Origin of the sequence: Methylobacterium sp. WL18 (assembly GCF_008040015.1) — a bacterium.
Classification (GTDB): domain Bacteria; phylum Pseudomonadota; class Alphaproteobacteria; order Rhizobiales; family Beijerinckiaceae; genus Methylobacterium; species Methylobacterium mesophilicum.
In genome coordinates this window covers 1-3,503 of sequence record NZ_VRVD01000495.1, presented here as the reverse complement: position 1 = coordinate 3,503, position 3,503 = coordinate 1, and the positions used below count along the sequence as shown (strand labels likewise).

Here is a 3,503-nt window from a genome sequence, read left to right as displayed (position 1 = left end):
GCCCGCGCCCGCGCCTTGGCCGGCACGCCGACGCGCATCCGGCGGTCGGTGAGGGACAGCCCCCCGCCCAGAGCCATCACGACCGCGCCGAGCCAGATCATCAGCACCAGCGGCTTGTAGTAGAGGCGCACGCCGACGCCGCCGTCCTGGCCGATCTCGCCGAGGCTGGCATAGACCTGGCTCGCCCCGATGGTCAGCAGGCCGGATTCCGTCACCGACATCTTGCGGCTCGGGTAGAAGCGCTTGCCGGTCTCGACCCGGCCGACCTCGTCACCGGAGCGGGTCCGGATCGTCAGGAAGGCCGCGGCCTCCTCGTAGTTCGGGCCGGCGCGCGGCGCGACTCGGTCGAGGGTCGCCGTGTAGGGGCCGGTCGACAGGGTCTGGCCGGGCTTGAGCGTCGCCAGCCCCTCGGTGGCCCAGCCTTGCGCGGCGATGCCGATCACCACCACGCCGACGCCGGCATGGGCGAGCGCCGTGCCCCAGGCCGAGCGCGGCAGGCCGATGGCCCGGCGGCCGATCTGGCCGACGTCGCGCGTCCGGCTGGACCCGAAGCCCCGGGCCCGGGAGACGATCTCCAGGGCCGAGCCGATCAGCAGGTAGGCGCCGAGCCCGATCCCGACCGGCGCCATCACGGGGCCGCCCCAGGTCAGCGCCAGGACCGCGAAGCCGACCACCAGGGCGACGGCGAGCGCCGCGAACAGGCGCTGCGAGGCCGCGAGCACGTCCCCGCGCTTCCAGGCGAGCGCCTGACCGAAGGGCACGATCAGCAGGAGCGGGATCGCCAGCGGGATGAAGGTCGCGTTGAAGAAGGGCGGCCCGACGGTGATCTTCTCCCCGGTCAGCATCTCCAACAGGAGCGGATAGAGCGTCCCCACCAGCACCGTAGCGCAGGCGGCCACCAGGAACAGGTTGTTGAGGACGAGCGCGCCCTCCCGGGAGATCGGCGCGAACAGGCCGCCCTGCCGCAGGAGCGGCGCCCGCCAGGCGAACAGCGTCAGCGAGCCGCCGATGAACAGGATCAGGATCGCCAGGATGAAGACGCCGCGGGTCGGGTCGGTGGCGAAGGAATGCACCGAGGTGATCACCCCGGAGCGGACTAGGAAGGTGCCGATCAGCGACAGCGAGAAGGTCAGGATGGCAAGCAGCACCGTCCAGACCTTGAGGGCGTCGCGCTTCTCCATCACCACGGTGGAGTGCAGCAGCGCCGTGCCGGCGATCCAGGGCATCAGGGAGGCGTTCTCGACCGGATCCCAGAACCACCAGCCGCCCCACCCGAGCTCGTAATAGGCCCAGTAGGAGCCCATCGCGATGCCGAGCGTCAGGAACGACCAGGCCGCGAGCGTCCAGGGCCGCACGGCGCGCGCCCAGACCGCGTCGATCCGCCCGTCGATCAGGGCGGCGACCGCGAAGGCGAAGCTGATCGAGAAGCCGACATAGCCGACGTAGAGGAGCGGCGGGTGGATCGCCAACCCGACATCCTGCAGCAGCGGGTTGAGGTCGTTGCCCTCGAGCGGCGCCGGGACCACGCGGCTGAACGGGTTCGAGGTCGTGATGATGAACAGCACGAACACGAAGGTGATCAGGCCCTGCACGCCGAGCGTGTTGGCCCGCAGGCGCGGCGGCACGGAATTCTTGGCCACGGCCACGCAGGCGCCGAACAGGGTCAGGATCAGGACCCAGAGGAGCATCGAGCCCTCGTGGTTCCCCCAGACGCCGGAGAACTTGTAGATCAGCGGCTTCTGCGTGTGCGAGTTCTCGACGACGTTCTGGACCGAGAAGTCCGAGGTGACGTGCGCCCAGGTCAGGGCCGCGAAGGCGAACAGCACGCACGCGAAGGCCCCCAAGGCCGCCTGCGAGGCGGCCTGGCGCAGGGCCGGGTCGCCCGAGCGCGCCGCCCAGACCGGCATCACCATCTGGACGAGGGAGATCGCCAGCGCGAGCGCGAGCGCGAAATGGCCGGTCTCGACGATCATCCGGTTTCCTTACCGCTCACTGCGGGGGCCGAGGGTCCCGCCATTCGAGGCGGTGACGGGCTTCGGCGCAACCTTGGCGCCGCCCTTCTCGCCACCTTCCTGCCAGCGCCCCTGCGCCTTCAGGGCGTCGGCGACCTCCCGGGGCATGTACGATTCGTCATGCTTGGCCAGCACGGTGTCGGCCCGGAATCGGCCGCCCGGCTCCAGCATGCCCTCTGCCACCACGCCCTGTCCCTCGCGGAACAGGTCGGGCAGCAGGCCCTTGTACTGGACCTCGACGGTGGCGTTGGTGTCGGTCACGGCGAAATCCACCGTCTGGTCGGGCCCGCGCCGAAGCGAGCCGTCCTTCACCAGGCCGCCGAGCCGCATCCGGGTCCCGGGGGGTATGGCCTGCTGGGCGATGTCGGTGGGCGAGCGGAAGAACACGATCGAGCCGCCCATGGCGAACAGGATCAGCCCCACGGCGAGCGCGAGCACGCTGCCGCAGGCAGTGATCAGGATCAGGCGGCGGCTCTTGCGCGTCACGATTCTTCCACCCCGGGATCCGACGGGCTTTGGCCCGAGCAGACCTAAACCGTTCTCATTCCAGCCTGCAGGGTGTCGGCCCGGCAGCCGCGCCGGTCAAGGGCGTCGGGCAGGACCGATTGTCGTACGAACAGCCGCGAGGAGCCCCTCGGCGCCGTCAGGGATTGGATTTGGCGGTCAGATCGAGCTCCCGGGCGAGCCCGTCGAGCCGGCTCACCGCTTCGGCGTTGGTGGCGAGCGCCATCCGGGCGCGGTCGAGGGCCTTGATCGCCTGATCGCGATCGCCGAGTGCGCTGTAGGAGCGCACGAGCCGCAGCCACTCGTCCGGTGTGCCGCCGCCCGCCTTGAGCCGGGCGTCGAGCCCATCGACCATGCCGCGGATCGCCGCCTGCTGCTCGGCCGGGATCTTCGGGGGAGCCAGAGGCGCGGCGGCCGGCGCCGCCTCGCCCTTGAGCCGGGCCAGGTTCTGCCGGACCAGCCCCAGCCAGGGCGCGTCGGCGGGGCTGGCGGCCTCCAGGGCGGAGAGCTGGCGGATCGCCTCGGCGGTATCGCCGGCCTGCTCGGCCGCGCGCGCGAGATAGAAGCGGGGCTTCGGCGCGTTCTGGTCCTTGGCCTGGGCCTTCTCGAACAGGGCCTTGGCCTCGGGGGTGACGGTGCCTTCGCCTGCCGCCGCCAGAGCCTCGCCCCAATCGGACAGGACGTCGGCGGTCTCGCCTTTCAGCCGGGCGATGTTGGCGAAGGCGCGGGCCGCGTCGTCGAACCGGCCGGTGCGCATGTAGACCGGGGCGAGCACGGCCCAGCCCCGCGCGTCGTTCGGGTCGCGGGCGAGGCGGGCCTCGATCTGGCCGACCGCCTTCATCAGGTCCTCGGTGCCGCCCCGGGCGGCCTGCCGGTCGGCGTCGGTCTGCGCCGGCAGCTCCGGCGAGCCGTAGAGCCCGTAGGCGATCAACGCGACCAGGGGAATCGTGGACAGCGCGAAGGCGGAGGCCGCCCGGCGCCGGCGCA

The 3,503-nt window shown here is 71.7% G+C and carries 3 protein-coding genes; all 3 read right to left on the bottom strand.

Annotated features, from left to right (window positions below):
* Window positions 1–1,973, bottom strand: a 1,973-nt coding sequence (locus tag FV228_RS23690) for a heme lyase CcmF/NrfE family subunit (RefSeq protein ID WP_147856811.1), incomplete at its 3' end; no start/stop codon positions are given.
* A gap of 9 nt (window positions 1,974–1,982) precedes the next feature.
* Complete coding sequence (gene ccmE / locus FV228_RS23685; RefSeq protein ID WP_147856810.1) at window positions 1,983–2,498, bottom strand: cytochrome c maturation protein CcmE; 516 nt, start codon at window positions 2,496–2,498, stop codon at window positions 1,983–1,985.
* Between the two features lie 157 nt (window positions 2,499–2,655).
* On the bottom strand, window positions 2,656–3,503 hold an 848-nt coding region (locus tag FV228_RS23680), incomplete at its 5' end, for a tetratricopeptide repeat protein (RefSeq protein ID WP_348645070.1).